The following is a 15,819-nucleotide window of genomic DNA, read 5'->3' as shown; positions in this document are numbered from 1 at the left end:
GGGCGGTCAGCGGTAAGGGCCGCCCATCTGGCGCTGGCGGTCGAGCGCGCGACGCAGTTCGGCCGCCAGCGGGTGGTACGGGCCGTGCGCGCGCTCGACGTCGTACAGCAACGCGCCCAGATCGGCGGCGGCCGCCCCGTGATCGCCCGTCGCGAGCAGCAGCAGACCGATCCGGTAGCGGATGTCGAAGCTCCGTTCGCCGGGCTCGTGATACGCCAGCAGGGCGCGGTACTCCGCGAGCGCCGCGCCCGTCTCACCCACCTGCTCCAGGCACTGAGCCACGTCGTAACGGAACCGCAGGGCCTGCGGATCGGACGGACCCGCCGCCGCCTCGCGGTCGGCGACGAGCCGCCGCAGCTCGGGCAGGGCGCGGCGGTACTGGCCGTCGTCCATCAACGTGCTCGCGTACTGCTTGCGCAGGATGCCGACCACCGGCGAGTGTTCGCCGTGCTCGGCGGCGGCGGCCGGAAGGATGCCGCCGAGGACGTCCACGGCCCGCGTGATCGACCCCTCGCCTAGCAGCCGCTTCACCTCGTCCACGGCCGCCGCCACATCCGGCTTCGCGGAGGTGGGAGCGGAGGCCCGGGACGGGGCCGGGGCCGGGACGGGGGCAAAGGCGGCCGCTCCAGAGACCCTCGGGTCCCGGGCCGCTGCCGGAACCGGCGCCGGAGCGAACGGCGGCAGGCTCGGCGGCGCGGGTACGGGCGCGGGGGCCGGTACCGGGACAGGCGCGGGCTGGGGGGCCGTGGCGCGTTCCGGCCACGGCGCGTGCGGCCGGCGGAACGGACGGGTCGGGTCCAGCGGCGCCGACGGCCCCGGCGCGCCATGCGCGGGCAGCAGTGGCAACAGCCGCTCGTACACCTCCTGCGCCCCCGACGGCCGGTCCTGCGGGTCCTTCGCCAGCAACCGCAGCACCAGCGCCTCCAGCTCCGCCGGGACCTCGGGGCGGGTCCGGCGTACCGGCTCGGGCGCCTCGTACAGATGCCGGTGCAGCACCCCGAGCGCCGTGGAGCCCGCGAAGGGGACGGTGCCGCTGAGGAGTTCGTGCAGCAGCACACCGAGCGCGTAGAGATCGGTGTACGGGCCGACGGCGCCGCCCATGGCCTGCTCGGGCGCCATGTACGCCGGGGTGCCGATGGGCGAGCCGGTGTGGGTGAGGCGGGTGGTCTCGGAGTCCAGGACGGACGCCACACCGAGGTCGAGCACGGTGACCGAACCGTCCGGGCGGACCATCACATTGCCCGGCTTGAGGTCGCGGTGCACGATCGGGACCGCGTGCACGGCGGCCAGCACCGCGCACAACTGGGCGGCGACGGAGACCGCCCACTGCCAGGGGTACGGCTCGTTCTCGGCCAGGTGGTCGGCGAGGTCCGCGCCCTGGACGTACTGCATGACGAGATACAGGTCGTCGCCGTCGCTGCCCGCGTCGTGCACGGTGACCAGACCGGGGTGGTCGACCCGGGCGGTGACCCGGCACTCGCGCACGAATCGGCGGCGCAGCTCGTCGGCGGCGGTGGCCGGGCCGCTGAGGGCGGCGGGCTGGAGCAGCTTCACGGCCACCCGGCGGTCGAGCCGCCCGTCGTACGCCGTCCAGACCTGGCCCATGCCGCCCTGGCCGATCAGGGTGGCCAGCTCGTAACGGCCCGCGATGATCCGACCGTTCACCGGCCGCCGCCCTCGTCCTTGCGCAGCAGGTCGCTCAGCTCGTCGAGTTCGGCGCGGACCTGGTCGATGCGGGCGGTGGAGGGGGTGGGAGGAGCGGTCGGGGGCGGGGTGCCGGGCGGCGTGCCGGGCGGTGCGGCCGTCGGCTGGGGGTGGGGCTGGGGGTAGCCATAGCCGGGCTGGGTCTGGAGGTGGTGGAACGGGTGGGGCTGGTGGGGCGGGAGCTGCTGGGCCTGCGGGGCTTGCGGGGCCTGCTGCGGGAAGTGCCCCTGCGGGACGGTCTGCGCGTACGGGTTGTACGGCTCCGCGGGAGCGAACCCGGGCCGGACGTCGGCCCGCCGAGGCCGCTGGCGACCGCCCTGGCGCATGTCCACCACCAGGAAGTACGCCGTGAACGCCACCGCGCACAGCAGCATCGCCCCGACGATCAGATCGCCCGTGAGCGAGGTGTCGTTCTCGTCCGGCATCAGCACGATGGCGACGACGACGACCACCACCGACAGCACGAACAGCACCCAGTCCAGGACGCGCCGGGTCATCAGCGCGATACGCAGCGCCGTACCCCAGGTCAACAGCCCGAGGGAGAGCAGCGGCAGCAGGGCGAACAGCACCCGCAGCACGATCACGGACGCCGGCACACCGCGCTGTCGCTGCGGCGGCGTGGCCGGCGGAAAGCCCTGGCCGTACATTCCTGCTCTCCTGCTCCCGGTTCGAACCTGCTGTCGAAGACATCTGAGACGAGCGTATACACGGACTCGGGCCGGGGCCCAAGGGTTGTACGGGCCGGGGCCCGGACCGCCCGGATCGGGGACGGATCAGGGGCGCCCCCAGGGGCACGTCAGGGGCACGTCAGGGGCGGTCCCGGAGCGTGTCGGTGGCTGCCTTGCCCCGCCCCCGAGCGCGGATCAGGGGCGAATCAGGGGCGGGTCGGAGGCTGCTCAGGGAGCGACCGTGCCGTCCGCCAGGCCGTCGTACAAACCCTGCATCAGCTGTTCGCCGAGCCGGCCCGCCAGCCGCAGCGCCTCCTCGAACTCCGCCAGGGCCTTGAACCGCGCGCCGTACCGCTGCTGCTGAGCGAGCGGCAGCCGGGGCAGCTGGAGACGGCGGACGTCGAGCCGGGTGGCGGTGGAGGCGTACGAGCTGGCCTGGCGGCTGTTGGCGGTCGCGCGCAGGAACCCGGCCAGGAACCAGGGGTCGAGCGTCGCCGGGTCGGGGCGCAGCAGGTGCACGTTGCGGCCGAGGGCGGCACCGGCCGAGGCCGCGTCGACGACCCGGGCGACCGCGCCGCCGCCGAGGACGGGCACGACGACGTCGCCGGCGGCGAGCAGCGCCGGTTCCTCGGCGCTCTCGCCCGGCGCCGCCTCGGGCAGCACACCGGAGGGCGGGAGGGCGGCGAGGACATCGGTGTCGGTGAGGACGGCGACGGGCGCGGCCCCGGCGAGGATCGTGCCGGAGCCGCCGGCGCGCAGCACGAGGGCGCCCGCGCGGGCGAGTTCGCCGACCGTCGTGACGGGCCCGGGGCCGGGGGCGGCCGTGCCCGGCGCGAGCGCGGTGTCGGCGGCGGGCGGCGGGGTCAGCTCGCGGGTCCGGAGCAGGGTATCCGTCAGCCGGGTGCGGATCTGGTCGAGCTGCGCCGCGCCCTCGGCTGCGGCCGGCGGCGGCAGGTGCCGGGCCGGGGTCAGGTCCACGTCCTGGTCGAGCAGGTCGACCACGGGCAGCGAACGGCTCTCGCCGGGCGTCTCGGCGAGCGTGCCGTCCGCGTCGAACGCGCGCCAGGCAGCGAGGACCGCGCTCTCGACGGCGGGCCAGTCGAGCCGGTCCCGGCCACCCCCGCCACCCCCGGTGCCGGTGCTCGCGCCGGGGCCCGTCGCCGGGTTCGCGGCGGCGGTCTGGGCGGCGGCGCCGGAGGCACCGGCCGTGTCGACGAGGAGGAGTTCGGCGGGCGGGCGGGCCCCGGCGACGGGGCGGCGCAGCACCCAGAGGTGCAGCGGGATCCCGTACGGGGGCGCGGCGCCGGGCGGCAGCGCGACGACGGCGCGCAGGGCGCCCCGGCGCAGCAGGTCGGCGCGGATCCGGCGGCCGGAGCGGCGGGAGGTGGCGGCCGGCGGCATCAGCAGGACGGCGGTGCCACCGGGGCGCAGCCGCGCCAAGGCATGCTGGACCCAGGCCAGTTCGGACTCCGTACGGGCCGGGAAGCCGTACTCCCAGCGAGCGTCGTAGGCCAGTTCTTCGTGGCCCCAGTTGCGCTCGTTGAAGGGCGGGTGGCAGACGACGGCGTCGGCGGCGAGGGACGGGAACGCGTCGGCGCGGAGGGTGTCGCCGGGGAGGACGTGAACCTCGGGGGCGGCGGGGGCAGCGGAGCTGTCGGAGGCCGGGGCGGGGGCCGGAGCGGGCTCGGCGAGGGCGAGGCGCAGGGCGGTGAGGGCCGCGAGATCGGCGTCGGCGTCCTGGCCGTAGAAGGCGGGGGCGGTCTCGGGGGCGGGGGCGTTCTCACCCGCCTCCGTGGCCTGGGCGGTGGCGGCGGCGCGGAGGAGGGCGCCGGTGCCGCAGGCGGGGTCGAGCACGGTGGCGGCCGGGCCGGCGAGCGCCACCATCAGGGCGGCCGGGCCGGGCGGGGTGAGGGTGAACTGGCGCGGATTGGCGTCGAGTTGGCGGCCGAGCAGGAACTCGAAGACCGCGCCGGGGCCGATGGGACCACCCGGGCCGCCCGTGGCGGACTCCATGTGGGCGAGTTCGGCCACCCCACGCAGGAGCGGGACGGAGGGAGCCAGGTCGCGGGCGGCGGGGGTGCGGACCGCCCGGCCGGCGCCCAGACGCGCGGTCAGCACCTCGTCCAGGAGGCCCGGCAGGACCTCCGCCAGCCGCTCGTCGGGGGTGGCGGCGAGGGTGGGGCGGGCGGCGGGCCGGTCGCGGAGGAGGAGCAGGACGCAGCCCGCGTGCGCGAGGGCGGCGAGGGGGCCCGCCGGGTGGCCGGCGATCTGCTGCCAGACGCGTTCGCGCGGCGGGACCTCGGCGAGTTTGCCCTGGTCGCGCAGCCACGCCTCGACCTCGCCGAGCGCGAAGGACGGGCTGGTCTCCGTACCGCCGACGGGCTTCGGGAAGTCGGAGTGGCGGCGGCGCCAGTTGCTCACGGCGGCCCGGCCGACGCCCGCGAGGCGGGCGATGCCCGCGGCGGTCACCTCGGCCCCGGCGGTGTTCTCCGGGCGCTCCGGGCCCTCCGGGGTGTCCGGGTGCTCCGGGCGCTCCGTGTTCTCCCGCATGTGCCACTCCTCTCGTCCGGCCCTGTGTGACTCCGATCTTACTGATGAACACGCGCGCCAACCCTTCACAGCGTGAGCCGACCCGTTTCCTGTGAACCGTGTTGACTCGGTTCACAGGCTCTGCTGTGATTGACCCATCGCGCCAGACACGTTCACTGTCCTGGAGGACACACCCATGTCGTACGACACGCAGCTCCCGCAGCACCCGGCTCCGGTGGCGGCCATGCGCAACGGGCTCGGCACCGCCGCCCTGATCCTCGGCATCATCGGCGCGGTCTCCGGCCTGATCCCGCTGTTCTTCTGGATGGCCGGCGTCCTCGGCCTGATCGCGCTGATCCTGGGTCTGGTCGGCCGGGGCCGGGCCAAGCGCGGCGAGGCGAACAACAAGGGGATGGCGCTGACCGGCGCCCTGCTCGGCCTGGCGGCCATGATCCTTTCGGTGGTCGGCGCGGTCATCACGTTCACGGCGGTCAACGACGTGGTCAACGAGATCGACAAGGCGGCCAAGGAGACCGCCCCCAAGACCCCGGGCAAGGACTCCGGCAAGGGCGGGAGCGGCAAGGGCGGCGACAGCTCCAAGGACACGCCGCTCGCGGCCGGCGACAGCTCGGTCTACGACGACGATCTGAAGGTCACGGTCTCCGAGGCCACGCCGTACACGCCCAGCGAGTTCGCCATCGGCCACACCAAGGGCAACAAGGCGTACCAGGTCACCGTCACCATCGAGAACGGCGGCAAGAAGAAGTTCGACAGCACCCTGACGACCCTCACCGCCCGCGCCGGCGCCGACGGCAAGGACGCCGAGGAGATCACGGACGAGAAGGTCGGCGAGGGCTTCAGCGGCGCCCTCCTGCCCGGCAAGAAGGCCACGGCGACCTACGCCTTCGACGCCCCGGCCGACGCCAAGGACCTCTCGGTCGAGGTCAGCCCGGGCTTCGCGTACGACGGCTCGCAGTGGGAGCTGAAGGTCGGCTGACGGTCTCCGTCTCCGTACCGCTCATACGCACCGCTCGCACGCACCGCTCTCGCCCCACGCATCACGCGCGCACCGCACGCACCCCGCACATCGCCTGAAGCAGTCGCCACACCCGCACCGCCCCCTCCCCCCTCTCTCGCACGGAGAACCACCATGCTCGCCGCCAGCCACCCCCGCCCCCGTTCCCGCCGCCGCGCCGCTCTCACCGCCACCGCCCTGTGCACCGCCGCCCTCGCCCTCGGCGCGACCGCGTGCGGCCCCACGTCCGGGCCCGAGGCCACCGGACCGTTCGGGAACATGACGGGCGCCCGGATATCCGACAAGGCGCTCGCGGCGACCAAGGGCGCGGACTCCCTCACCATGGACGTCAACATGCGCATGTCGGACGGCCGCGTGAAGGCGAAGGTCTCGACCGACCGCGAGGGCCGGTGCACCGGCACGATCCAGGTCGGCGGCGCCGGTTCGGCCGACCTGATCCGTACCGCCGACAAGACCGCCTACATCCGCTTCGACGAGCGGATGATCAAGGGGCAGGTCGAGGACGAGTCGGCCGAGGTCCAGGCGGCCGTGCTGAAGGAGCTCAAGGGCCGCTGGATGAAGGTCGATCCCAAGGACCCCGACATGAAGGACATGCTCCAGCTCTGCGGGCTCCAGGAACTCCTCGCCGACTTCGAGGCATCCTCCGGCGCCGGCACGGTGAAGGGCGCGGAGACGACGCTCGACGGGAAGAAGGCGCTGGTCCTCACCCAGCGCGAGGGCGGCGAGAAGAGCACCGCGTACGTGGCGACGGAGGGCACGCCGTACCTCCTGAAGATCAGCGTGACCGGGGGCAAGGAGCCGGGGACGATCGGCTTCTCGGACTTCGGCAAGCCGGTGCGGGTCACGGCTCCGGCGAAGAAGGACATGGTCGACGAGAAGATGCTCGGCTGACCGGCCCGAGGGGGTAGGGCCCAGGGGGACCGGGGGTCCGGGGGGACTCAGGGGGTCTGGGGGGACTCAGGGGGTCTGGGGGGACTCAGGGGGGATCCGGGATCCGGGGGGATCCGGGGGATCCGGGATACGCGAAGGGGGTGAAGGCCGTCACCGGGGAACGGCCTTCACCCCCTTCGCGCGTGTCCGCGGGTCCGCGTACCGGCTCAAAGGCGGTGGCGGACCCAGACGTTCGGCTCCACGTACACCGCGTAGCCGGCGGTGGTGTCGCAGTGCACGGGGATCAGGGCGTCGGGGACCTCGACCGGGCCGTCGGTGTCGAACGGCAGGCCGGTCCACGCGCGCCACTGCTCCAGCGAGCCGCCGATGGTCATCGAGGCGGGCGCCACCTTCTCCACCGTGCCGCCCGCGCGGACGTGGACGCGCAGCCACGGGTCGTGCGGCAGTCCGTCGGACTCGCGGGTACGGAAGGCGTACTCGTGGAGGGACGAACGCGCCTCCAGGTGCTTGCCGTTGGGGCGGACCGGGGCGACCAGATCGGTGTGGCCGAGCCGCTGGGCGTTGGCGCGCATCGCCGCCAGCATGCGGTGCGAGACGCCCTGGCCGAGCGCGCCCGTCTCCACGGTGATCTCGATCGCGCTGACGGTGTCGGGCTCGCGCTTCGCCCGCAGATCCGAGAACGCCCAGAGCAGCACCTGGTCCCAGCCGGTGTCGGGCAGTTCGCCGCGCCCCTGGGCCGCGAGCCGGAACGGCACGCTGAACCCGCGCGCGACGACCGGACCGTCCGCCCCGTCGGTGGCGACCAGGACGTACTCGGGGAAGTCGGTGACGATCCGGCCCATGTACCCCCAGCCGACCGGGTCGTACATCATGAACTCCGGCCAGAGATGCTTCATGTCCCACAACTTGCCCTGAAGGTGTGGGCGTTCGGCGAGAGTCGTGATGTTCAGGTCCATGCGGGGCAGGCTAGCGACAGGGCGCTGATCAGGGAAAACGATTTTCCTGAGGCGCCCGCGCTCCCCCTCCATGGACGCCGGTTCCGCCGGTACCGCCGACCACCCCACTGGCCGGTGCTCCGACTGAACTCGGCTTCACCGCAACGGTCTAGCGGAGCGGACCCGGGGCCTGCGTCAGGCGGAGGCACCGGTGGCCGCCGGTCTCCCAGAGGATCCAGTTCCACTTGATCGCGTCGCGGGTCTGCGGACCGTAGACGCCGTCGGCGCTGAGGTTGAGGGCGGCCTGGACCTTCTTCAGGGCGGCCGCGGTGGCCGGCCCGAACTGGCCGTCGGACACGATGTTCTGGCCGTAGCACTGCCAGAGGGTCTCCTGCAGCCAGCGGACCTGCTCCCCGGAGGCGCCCTGGCTCATCGCGCAGAAGTTGCTGCCGCCCATGTAATCGGTCGGGACCTTCACGTAGTAGCCCGCGGTGTCGGTGTAGGTGGAGTGCCCGGTGCATTGGGTGGTGATGCCGGCGCTCGCCGGCGCCGAACCCGTGGTGAGTACGCCGAGCGTGAGCGCGGCGACCGCGCCGAGCGATCCGAGAGTGCGCTTCAGATTCATGAGTGGATCCCCCCGGGGAGTCATGGACTTGGGCCGTGTCGGCGGACGACGGCGAGTCGAAAACTAGCAACGCGCCGTCCGCCGGCACAGGGGCCGCCGGGCCGCCCCGCACCCCTCCCACCGCAGCTCCGGGACGGCCCCGGACCTGCGGTTACGGGGCGCTGCCGGGCCGGGCGGGACCCTGTCTCGTACCGTCCCGGGGGTGTCCCGGACACCGTCCCGTCCTGGGTCCCGCCTGGTCCCGTCCGGTTCCCGCCTGAGTACTGCCTGGGTACCTCCTGAGTACCGTCCGAGTACCGCCCGGGTACCGCCTGGGTACCGCCGCTGTCCGTGCCCGGATCAGGGATGGATCAGGGATGGATCGCGCCCAGCGGGGAGCACTCCTCTTCCTTCTGGCTGGGGATCGCCCCGCAGACCGTGATGGTCTCCCACGGCGCGTCCGGCGAGACGGCCAGCATCCGCGTGTAGGTGTCGTGTTCCATCCGGATCGCGGCGTCGTCGGACGAGCCGCGCTTGTCCCTGATCATGACCGTGTCGCCGATGTCGCCGTTCTCGATCCGGCCCCACACCGCCTGGCATGCCTCGCTGTAGCGCAGTTGGATGCTCATGCCGCGCAGGAAGGTCCGACGCACGGTCCGCGCGTCCCACTGGCAGTCCTCCGCCTGCGGCTCGCGGAGCTGGCACGTGTCGCTCTTGCAGCCGACCTTGATCGGTGCGTTCGACAGGGTCCGCTCGGGCGCCGCCGACGGCGAGTCCTTCGCTCCGGCGTTGTCCGCGCCGGCCGGTTCGATGTAGAGGAGGGTGACGATGCTGCCGAGCAGGGCACCGGCGAGGATCCCGGCCGCCGAGCGCAGGGGCGGCAACCAGGAGAACGTCCGTGCCGGCCCGTCCTCTGCCGGTCCCGGAGCATCCGGTCCCGGAGCGTCCGGTTCCGAAGCTCCCGATCCCGGAGCGCCCGGCCCCTCCCCCGGGGCCATCGCCGCGGAGACGGAAGGCCCGGACTCCGCCCCCGGCTCCGGAACCGGAACCGGAATCGGGCTCTCCGCAGGCGCGGACAAGGACACGGGCGCGGGTGTGGGTGTGGGTGTGGATGTGGATGTGGATGTGGGGGCGGACGCGGGCGCGGACCCCGGCCCCTCCGCCGGCGTCTCGTCGCGTACGACGGCCTGGTCGAGAAGGGCCAGCAGCGGCCCGGGATCCGTCCTGGCCGCGGCCGCGAACTCCTCCACCGCGATCCTGGCCGGGACCTGCTTGCCATTGAGAAAACGCTCCCAGGAGGAGCGGCTGTAGTGCGTCTTGTCCGCAAGGCGGTTGTAGCTCAGCCGAGACGCGTCCTTGATCCGCCGCATCTCGGCGAAGAGGTCGCCTCTCGGGGCCTCGCCGCCGCCCGACTCCCCAAGTGCCCCTGCCATCACGTGACTCCCCATGTCTCGCTCCGGGGCCCCCTGGCCCTCGGCGCGCGAACGGTACCAGTCACCCGAATGAACCACCCCATGGTTGTGGCCCCCCGGAGTGTCGCTCCCGGGGGGCCGTGTCGACGCAGGATCGCCCCTCCTGCCGGACGGCGGGTCAGGCCAGCAGCCGGCTCCAGGTCCGCGCGTCCACGACGCCGTCCTGCGGCAGCCCGCGCGAGCCCTGGAACGCCGTCACCTGGTCCGCGGTGCCGGGCCCGAACTCGCCGTCCGCCGTGGTGGGGAAGCCGAGGTCCGACAGCCGGCCCTGTATCGCCGTCACCGCCTCGCCGACCGCGCCCCGCGCCACCGGCGCGCACAGCTGGTTCCAGGTCTGGTTGCCCGCCACCCCGTCGACGGCGGCCTCGATCTGCTTCTGGAACGCGCGCACCGCGGCATCGGTCACCGGCCCGAAGGCGCCGTCCGGCGTGATCGTCGCCCCGCGCTGGACAAGCAGACGCTGGAGGACGCGGACCCGCTCGCTCACCTCGCCCATGCCCACCACCGGCCACACCGGCGCCGTCGGATCGCCGCCGATCCGAGCCGCCACGTCGGCGCGCAACTGCGGCAGCCGGGCGTAGAGGCGGTCGCCGGGGCACTCGGTGTTGTGGAAGTCCCGGTGGCCGTAGATCTGGTAGGGCCGGATCCCGTACTGGAGGCAGATGCGGGTGCAGAGGGCGACGAGCGTCGCGTACTGCTCGGGGCGGGGCTCCTCGGTGATGTACGTGCCCTCGTTCTCGATGCCGATGGCCACGGTGTTCTGGCCGGGGCAGTGCGCGGCCTCGACGATCTGCGTACCGCTGTCGAGCGCGGCCAGACTCCCGTGCCGGCCCTCGGTGACGAACGCGCCCCGGCTGATGGTGAAGTGCTGCCCGGTGTCGATCCAGCCCTGATCGTCCATCTGGTACGTCTGCATCGCACGGGACAGCGCGAATGCCTGGGCCTGCCCGTAATCGGTCACGTTGGGGGTGTCCGTGTGGTGGACGATGATCTTCTGCGCCCGGGCCGGGAGCACCTTCACGGGGCTCTTCGGCGGCCGCGCGCCCCATGCCTCGCAGCCGGACACCAGCGGCCCGTCGGTGGCCCAGGCCCGCCCCGCCCCCGTACCCAGGGTGGTCAGCGCCGCCCCCAGGCCCAGCGCGCCGGCGAGCAGGGAGCGTCGGTGGAGCAGCATGCGTGCCGTCGGCGTGGTCATGTGGGTCCCTTCGCGGAGCCGGTCGGGAAGTCGCGGACCGACGCTAAGAACCGGGGGGCGCCGGGACAAGACCGCACGCCCGTCCCGCTGTCCCGTGCCGTCCCACGGGACGTGGAACGGCACGGGAGAGGGATGTCTCGTCAGCGGGTCATGAGGGTCATGAGGGGCGTGAGGGTCATGACAGAGGCATGCCGCTCAGGGTCTGCTCCAGAGAGTCGGCGTAGTGGCGCGCGCCGGCGATCTTCGGGTGGAACGACTGGGCCGAGACACCGAACTTGAGCACATCGGCGTCGACGAGCAGGCCGTCGCTCTCCACCAGGTCCGTGACGATGCCATGGACCGTCTCGGGCGATCCGCAGATGGCCTGGCCCTTGAACGCCTCCTTCGGGTTCGAGAACCACACCCGGACCCCCTCGGCCCGCGCGTCCTGGGCCGCGCCGTCCATCTCCTGGAGCAGGACATCGCCGATGGAGTTCAGCCAGGAACCCTCGCTGTCGTCGATGCCGGGCAGGCAGTTCCCGTTGTACTCCATGAGCGGCGGGTAGCCCATCAGCACGATCCTGGCCTGCGGGGCCCTCGCCTTGATGGCCTTCAGGGTCTTCACGATCTGCGGGCGCACCAGATTGTGGATGCGGGCGGGGGCGTAGTCGGAGAGGGTCCCCGAGCTCTTGCCCGTCTTGTTCCCGTTGGCGTCGACGTCGTCGATCTCGGCGCCCGGGCACAACGGGAGGTGGTAGAGGCACTGCTGGAAGATGGGTGTGAACAGGGCGTCGTTGCCGCCGACGGAGATCGTCACCAGCGTGGTGTTCTGGTCCAGATAGCCCTGGTCCAGCTGGGCCATCTCGCCGTACTCCGACTTGCCGCCGCCGTCCGACTTGCCGAGGACGTTGTACGTACGGGCGCCGGAGCAGGCGATCAGGTGGTAGTCGAGCGACGGGTCATGGGCGTCTGCGAGCGCCCCGATCGAGCTGCCGCGGCCGGGCAGGGTGGCCTGCCGGGACCATGCCAGCTTGGAGCGGTGGCAGGCGTCGCGGGTGGCGCCGTTGGAGCGGTCCTGGTAGTTGGTCTCCCGGTAGTAGTCGGATCCGCCGGAGACGGACGCGCCCTCGCCGGAGGAGTACGAGTCGCCGAGCGCGACGATGGACTCGCCGGGCTTGCCGGGCAGCGGCTGGAAGGCGACGGCGTCCCAGGCCACGTCCTCGGAGCCGTTGCCGCCGTCGGCGTGCGTGCTCAGCGAGACCTTCGGCGTACCGGTGAAGTGGAACGCGCCGAGGTCGACCCAGCGGTTCTCCTGGGTGCGCTGCGGCACCACCCGTACGGGACTGGTGGAGTCCGTCCCGTGCACCACGTACCTGGCCTGCCGGGTGTGCGCGCCGTGGTCCGGGATGTGCACCATCACCCGGGCCCAGCCGCTGCCGCCGATGTTCCGGTTCAGCGTCCAGGTACCGGTGGTCAGCAGCCGGCCGCCGTCGTTGCCGGCGGTGTCACGGGTGTGGGAGAACCAGAAGTGGTTCAGGTAGCCGCCGCCGACCTGATGCATGTCGATCTTCCCGGGATACGTGCCGTTCCACAGGTTGAAGTCGAAGGCGAAGGTCCCCGCCGACTTCACCGTCCCGCAACCGCGGGCAGCCCATCCCGTCGGTGAGACGTTGTCCGGTACGTCGTCGACGACCAGCGAACCCTCCGGCAAATCAGCGTTGCACCGCGGCCGGTAGGAGTCGTTCTCGTCCGGCTGCTCCGGGTAGGTGGTGTCGAAGCGGTGTACGGGATAGCCGCACTCGCCGTTGTCGCAGTTTCGGTACGTGACCGCGTGGTGCTGCCAGCAGTGCAGGTCGGCACGGGTGCAGGCGCCGAGCCCCGGCTCGTTCTTGTCGTCCGGGCCGATCTTGGTGCGGTCGCACTCGTTCTCGGCGTCGCAGAACAGCGACTCCCAGGGCTTCAGCCCCATGGTGCGGTAGGCGTTGGAGTTCCACCACGCCTGGATGAACCCGGCCCCCATCGTGCCGGGCTTGAGCATCGCCGAGATGGGCCGGGCCGCCCAGCCCATCACCTTCTCCTGGTACGGCCAGTCCTGCGGGTGGGAGGCGGCGGAGTAGTCGTTGTCGCCGTTGACCGCCTCCAGGAAGGGGGGACGGTTGGCCTTCCAGAGCGGGTTGGCCGGGTTGTTGATCCAGCCCACGCCCCACGCGCCGTTGTTCTTCGCCGCGTCGGCCTGCGGATGGAAACCGGCGTTGTACGCCCACAGGGCGTAGATCCAGTTCTCGATGAACCTCGGCTTGCCGTTGTTGATGATCAGACCGGCGTCGCGGGTCTCATTCCACTTCTCGGCGAGCTTGTCGACACCGGCGGCGATGTTCGCCGTGTAGTCGAGCGCCGCGGCCTCCTGCTGCGCGGGCGACAGGGTGGGCTGGTCGTGCCCGGGCAGACGCATCCCGTCGGTGATCTGGGTGAGGCCGTAACCACAGTCGGCCTTGGACCAGTTGACCAGCCACGGATCACCCTGGGTGCCGTCGGGGGCGTACTCGATGCCGTAGTAGTTGCCGATCAGCGGATTACCCGTGGCACCGGGGACGACGTACCGGCCGGCCTGCCACATGTTGGATTCCTGGGTGATGACACCCAGCATGATCTGCGCGGGGATGTGCCAGTCGTCGGCCTTGTCGATATAGCCGTTGGGGTCGCCGCTCAGCACGCGCAGCGGGAACAGTGCCTGCGGGCTGTAGGCCGCCATGCCCATCGACTTCCAGTCGGACACCCGGTTGACACGCTGGTTCAGAGCCATGATCACGGCCTGGTCCACGGCCCATTCGATCTGGCGCGGGGTGGGCTGGAACGCCTGCTTGCGCACGTCGCCGCGCGGTACGGCGCAGGTGCGCTCCGCCTCGGCGGGGTCGTTCGGCGAGGCGGCGGCAGCCAGCGCGGCGCCGGAGGTGGAGGCGGAGGCGGAGGCGGAGGCGGCGAGGGCCGAAGCACCGGAGGCGGCGGGAGCCGAGGCACCGGAGGCGGCGGGGGCCGCGAGCGATGCCTTCTGCGTGGTCCGCGCGCTGGGGGCGGCGGCCGCGGGCGCGCCCGCTCTGTGCAGAGCGGGCGAGGTCGCGAGGCCGTCGGCACGCCGGGCCGGAGCCAGGGGCTCGGCCCCGGGCGTGGCCTCCAGCTCGACGTCCTTCCCGGTACCGAGCACCGTGACGTGGTTGACGACGGTCCGCTCGGTGGTGGCCTGTTCGGGCCTGATCGGGCTGCCGTCCTTGCCATGGGCCCAGCGGGTGGAGACCGCGGACTGGCCGCGGGCGCTCAGCACCGCGTCCTTGTCGAGGCCGCCGGGGTTGTGGACGTGCGCGGGCAGCGTGCCGTCGCTGTCGGCCTCGCCGGTGACGTAGACCTCACCGGAGGGGGAACCGGCCACGTCCAGCGCGGTGAGCCGCCCGGAGGCGACCAGGCGCGGCTTCGCCGCGCCGTTGCCCGCCGAGCGCACCGCGGCGGCGTCGACGTGCTTGACCTGGCCGCTCGCCTTCGAGCCCTTGCCCGCCTCGACGGGTGCGTCCAGGAAGGTGATGCCGCCGGCCGCGTCCCGGGTGATCCGGAACGGGACCTGGTCGGTACGCGCGATCGCGCGCCGGCCGCCGTCCTTGCCGATACGGACCAGCCGCGCGCCATCGGCCGCGACGATCTCGCCGCCGCCGTAGGGAATCGCGGAGGTGACCTGGCCGGTCAGCTTCAGCGGGGCCGCCGTGCGGCCGGCCTTCGCGTCGACGGTGATCAGCCGGGTCGCGTTCTCCTTCGACTCGTCGTCGGTGAACTGGGAGAGCACCGCCGTCTCCCCCTCGCCGCAACCGGGGGAGAAGTACGACAGGGACGCCTGCACCGGAAGCTTCGTCACCTTGCCCGTGGCCAGCTCGACCACGGCGGTGAACGCGCCGCGCGTCATCAGCTCGGGCTTGTTGGTGAACGTACGGGGCGCGTACGCCACGACCGCGCGGTCACCGGAGGCGGTGACGCACGCGTTGCCGATCCAGGCGTCGGTGTCGAAGCCCGGCTCCGAGAGGGTGGCCGCCGTCTTCCAGAGGTAGCCCTCCTTCGCCTCGGCGACCAGCACATGGAATCCGGAGGCGTCCCCGGACGTGGTCCACGCCCGGTCCGAGGCGCCACCGACCACCTCGGCCCGGTCGCGGGCCGGGACCTCGGCGGGGTGCCGGTCGGCGCCCGGTGCGGACGGGTTCGGCTTCTGCGTGGGGGCGGCCGGAGCCGCGGATGACGCCGCCTGGGCGGACAGGGTGAGCGGCGCCATCAGTGCCGTCGCCGTGGTGAGCACCACGGCGACGGCCGACGGCCGTCGTCTGTGTCGTTCGTGTCGTCTCAAGGGTCTTCTCTCTCCGTTCCGTGACATCCGCACCGAACCGGCGTGAGGCGACGCACCAAGGCACAGGCCGGCATGACGGCGGCACAGGGCGGCGCACAGCGGCACACGGCGACAGGCGGCAACATGGGCCGGCTCGGCGGGAGGGGGTGGGGATGGGGATGGGTCGGGAAGGACAGGCCCCGGGCGGGCCGCGCACGGGGCCCGGGGCCGTCCGACGCCTGCAATGTAGGGGCCGCGTACGGCGGTTCGGGCCCGAAACCCTCCCCGGGACGTCCCGTGTGGGGCCCGGCTCACGGGACGGGAACGCCGTCCCAGGCACAGGGACGGCGCGGCGGCCCTCCGGGACGGGCGCCCCGTCCCGGACCGGTTCGCGGGACGGTCCCCCGTGCACTCCCGCCGACCACGGAAGACGGATTCCCGGGAGCGCC

Annotated in this window: 10 protein-coding genes and 1 pseudogene; 2 read left to right on the top strand and 9 right to left on the bottom strand. The window is 72.9% G+C overall.

Translation table 11 applies throughout. The features are described 5' to 3' along the window. Nucleotides 1-6 precede the first annotated feature (6 nt). The 3 genes from ABZ990_RS16510 to ABZ990_RS16500 form a co-directional block, all read right to left on the bottom strand. Complete coding sequence (locus ABZ990_RS16510) at nucleotides 7-1,665, bottom strand: protein kinase (RefSeq protein WP_361231383.1); 1,659 nt, start codon at nucleotides 1,663-1,665, stop codon at nucleotides 7-9. Beyond that, nucleotides 1,662-2,351 carry a hypothetical protein gene (locus ABZ990_RS16505; RefSeq protein ID WP_361231381.1) on the bottom strand — a complete coding sequence of 230 codons (690 nt, stop codon included), beginning with the start codon at nucleotides 2,349-2,351 and terminating at the stop codon, nucleotides 1,662-1,664. Before ABZ990_RS16505 ends, ABZ990_RS16510 begins: the two co-directional genes overlap by 4 nt. A 249-nt stretch (nucleotides 2,352-2,600) precedes the next feature. Then, nucleotides 2,601-4,841, bottom strand: a complete 2,241-nt coding sequence (locus ABZ990_RS16500; protein ID WP_361231514.1) for an N-6 DNA methylase — start codon at nucleotides 4,839-4,841, stop codon at nucleotides 2,601-2,603. Between the two features lie 256 nt (nucleotides 4,842-5,097). Here ABZ990_RS16500 and ABZ990_RS16495 point away from each other — a divergent pair, with 256 nt between their 5' ends. Further along, complete coding sequence (locus ABZ990_RS16495; protein ID WP_361231380.1) at nucleotides 5,098-5,898, top strand: DUF4352 domain-containing protein; 801 nt, start codon at nucleotides 5,098-5,100, stop codon at nucleotides 5,896-5,898. 153 nt (nucleotides 5,899-6,051) lie between these two features. Beyond that, nucleotides 6,052-6,828, top strand: a complete 777-nt coding sequence (locus ABZ990_RS16490) for a hypothetical protein (RefSeq protein WP_361231378.1) — start codon at nucleotides 6,052-6,054, stop codon at nucleotides 6,826-6,828. Nucleotides 6,829-7,034: 206 nt separating this feature from the next. Here the strand turns inward: ABZ990_RS16490 and ABZ990_RS16485 are convergent, their stop codons facing one another. The 6 genes and pseudogenes from ABZ990_RS16485 to ABZ990_RS16460 form a co-directional block, all read right to left on the bottom strand. Beyond that, complete coding sequence (locus ABZ990_RS16485) at nucleotides 7,035-7,784, bottom strand: N-acetyltransferase (RefSeq protein ID WP_361231377.1); 750 nt, start codon at nucleotides 7,782-7,784, stop codon at nucleotides 7,035-7,037. A gap of 148 nt (nucleotides 7,785-7,932) precedes the next feature. Then, nucleotides 7,933-8,388 (bottom strand): peptidoglycan-binding domain-containing protein, encoded by a 456-nt coding sequence (locus ABZ990_RS16480; protein ID WP_361231375.1) that lies wholly within the window; start codon nucleotides 8,386-8,388, stop codon nucleotides 7,933-7,935. A gap of 350 nt (nucleotides 8,389-8,738) precedes the next feature. Beyond that, complete coding sequence (locus tag ABZ990_RS16475) at nucleotides 8,739-9,251, bottom strand: DUF2690 domain-containing protein (protein ID WP_361231512.1); 513 nt, start codon at nucleotides 9,249-9,251, stop codon at nucleotides 8,739-8,741. A gap of 330 nt (nucleotides 9,252-9,581) precedes the next feature. Continuing rightward, nucleotides 9,582-9,737 (bottom strand): annotated as a pseudogene (locus tag ABZ990_RS16470) (helix-turn-helix domain-containing protein); the annotation flags it as partial. Nucleotides 9,738-9,957: 220 nt separating this feature from the next. Next, nucleotides 9,958-11,034: an N-acetylmuramoyl-L-alanine amidase gene (locus ABZ990_RS16465; protein WP_361231373.1), complete on the bottom strand. Its 1,077-nt coding sequence runs from the start codon at nucleotides 11,032-11,034 to the stop codon at nucleotides 9,958-9,960. A 175-nt stretch (nucleotides 11,035-11,209) separates the two neighbouring features. Further along, entirely contained in the window at nucleotides 11,210-15,391 is a 4,182-nt protein-coding gene (locus tag ABZ990_RS16460; protein WP_361231371.1) for a NocE, read from the bottom strand. Nucleotides 15,392-15,819: the final 428 nt, after the last annotated feature.

Origin of the sequence: Streptomyces sp. NPDC046203, assembly GCF_040646255.1 — a bacterium.
GTDB lineage: Bacteria > Actinomycetota > Actinomycetes > Streptomycetales > Streptomycetaceae > Streptomyces.
The sequence above is the reverse complement of the archived record's forward strand: the minus strand, read 5'-3'. Positions and strand labels throughout refer to the sequence as shown.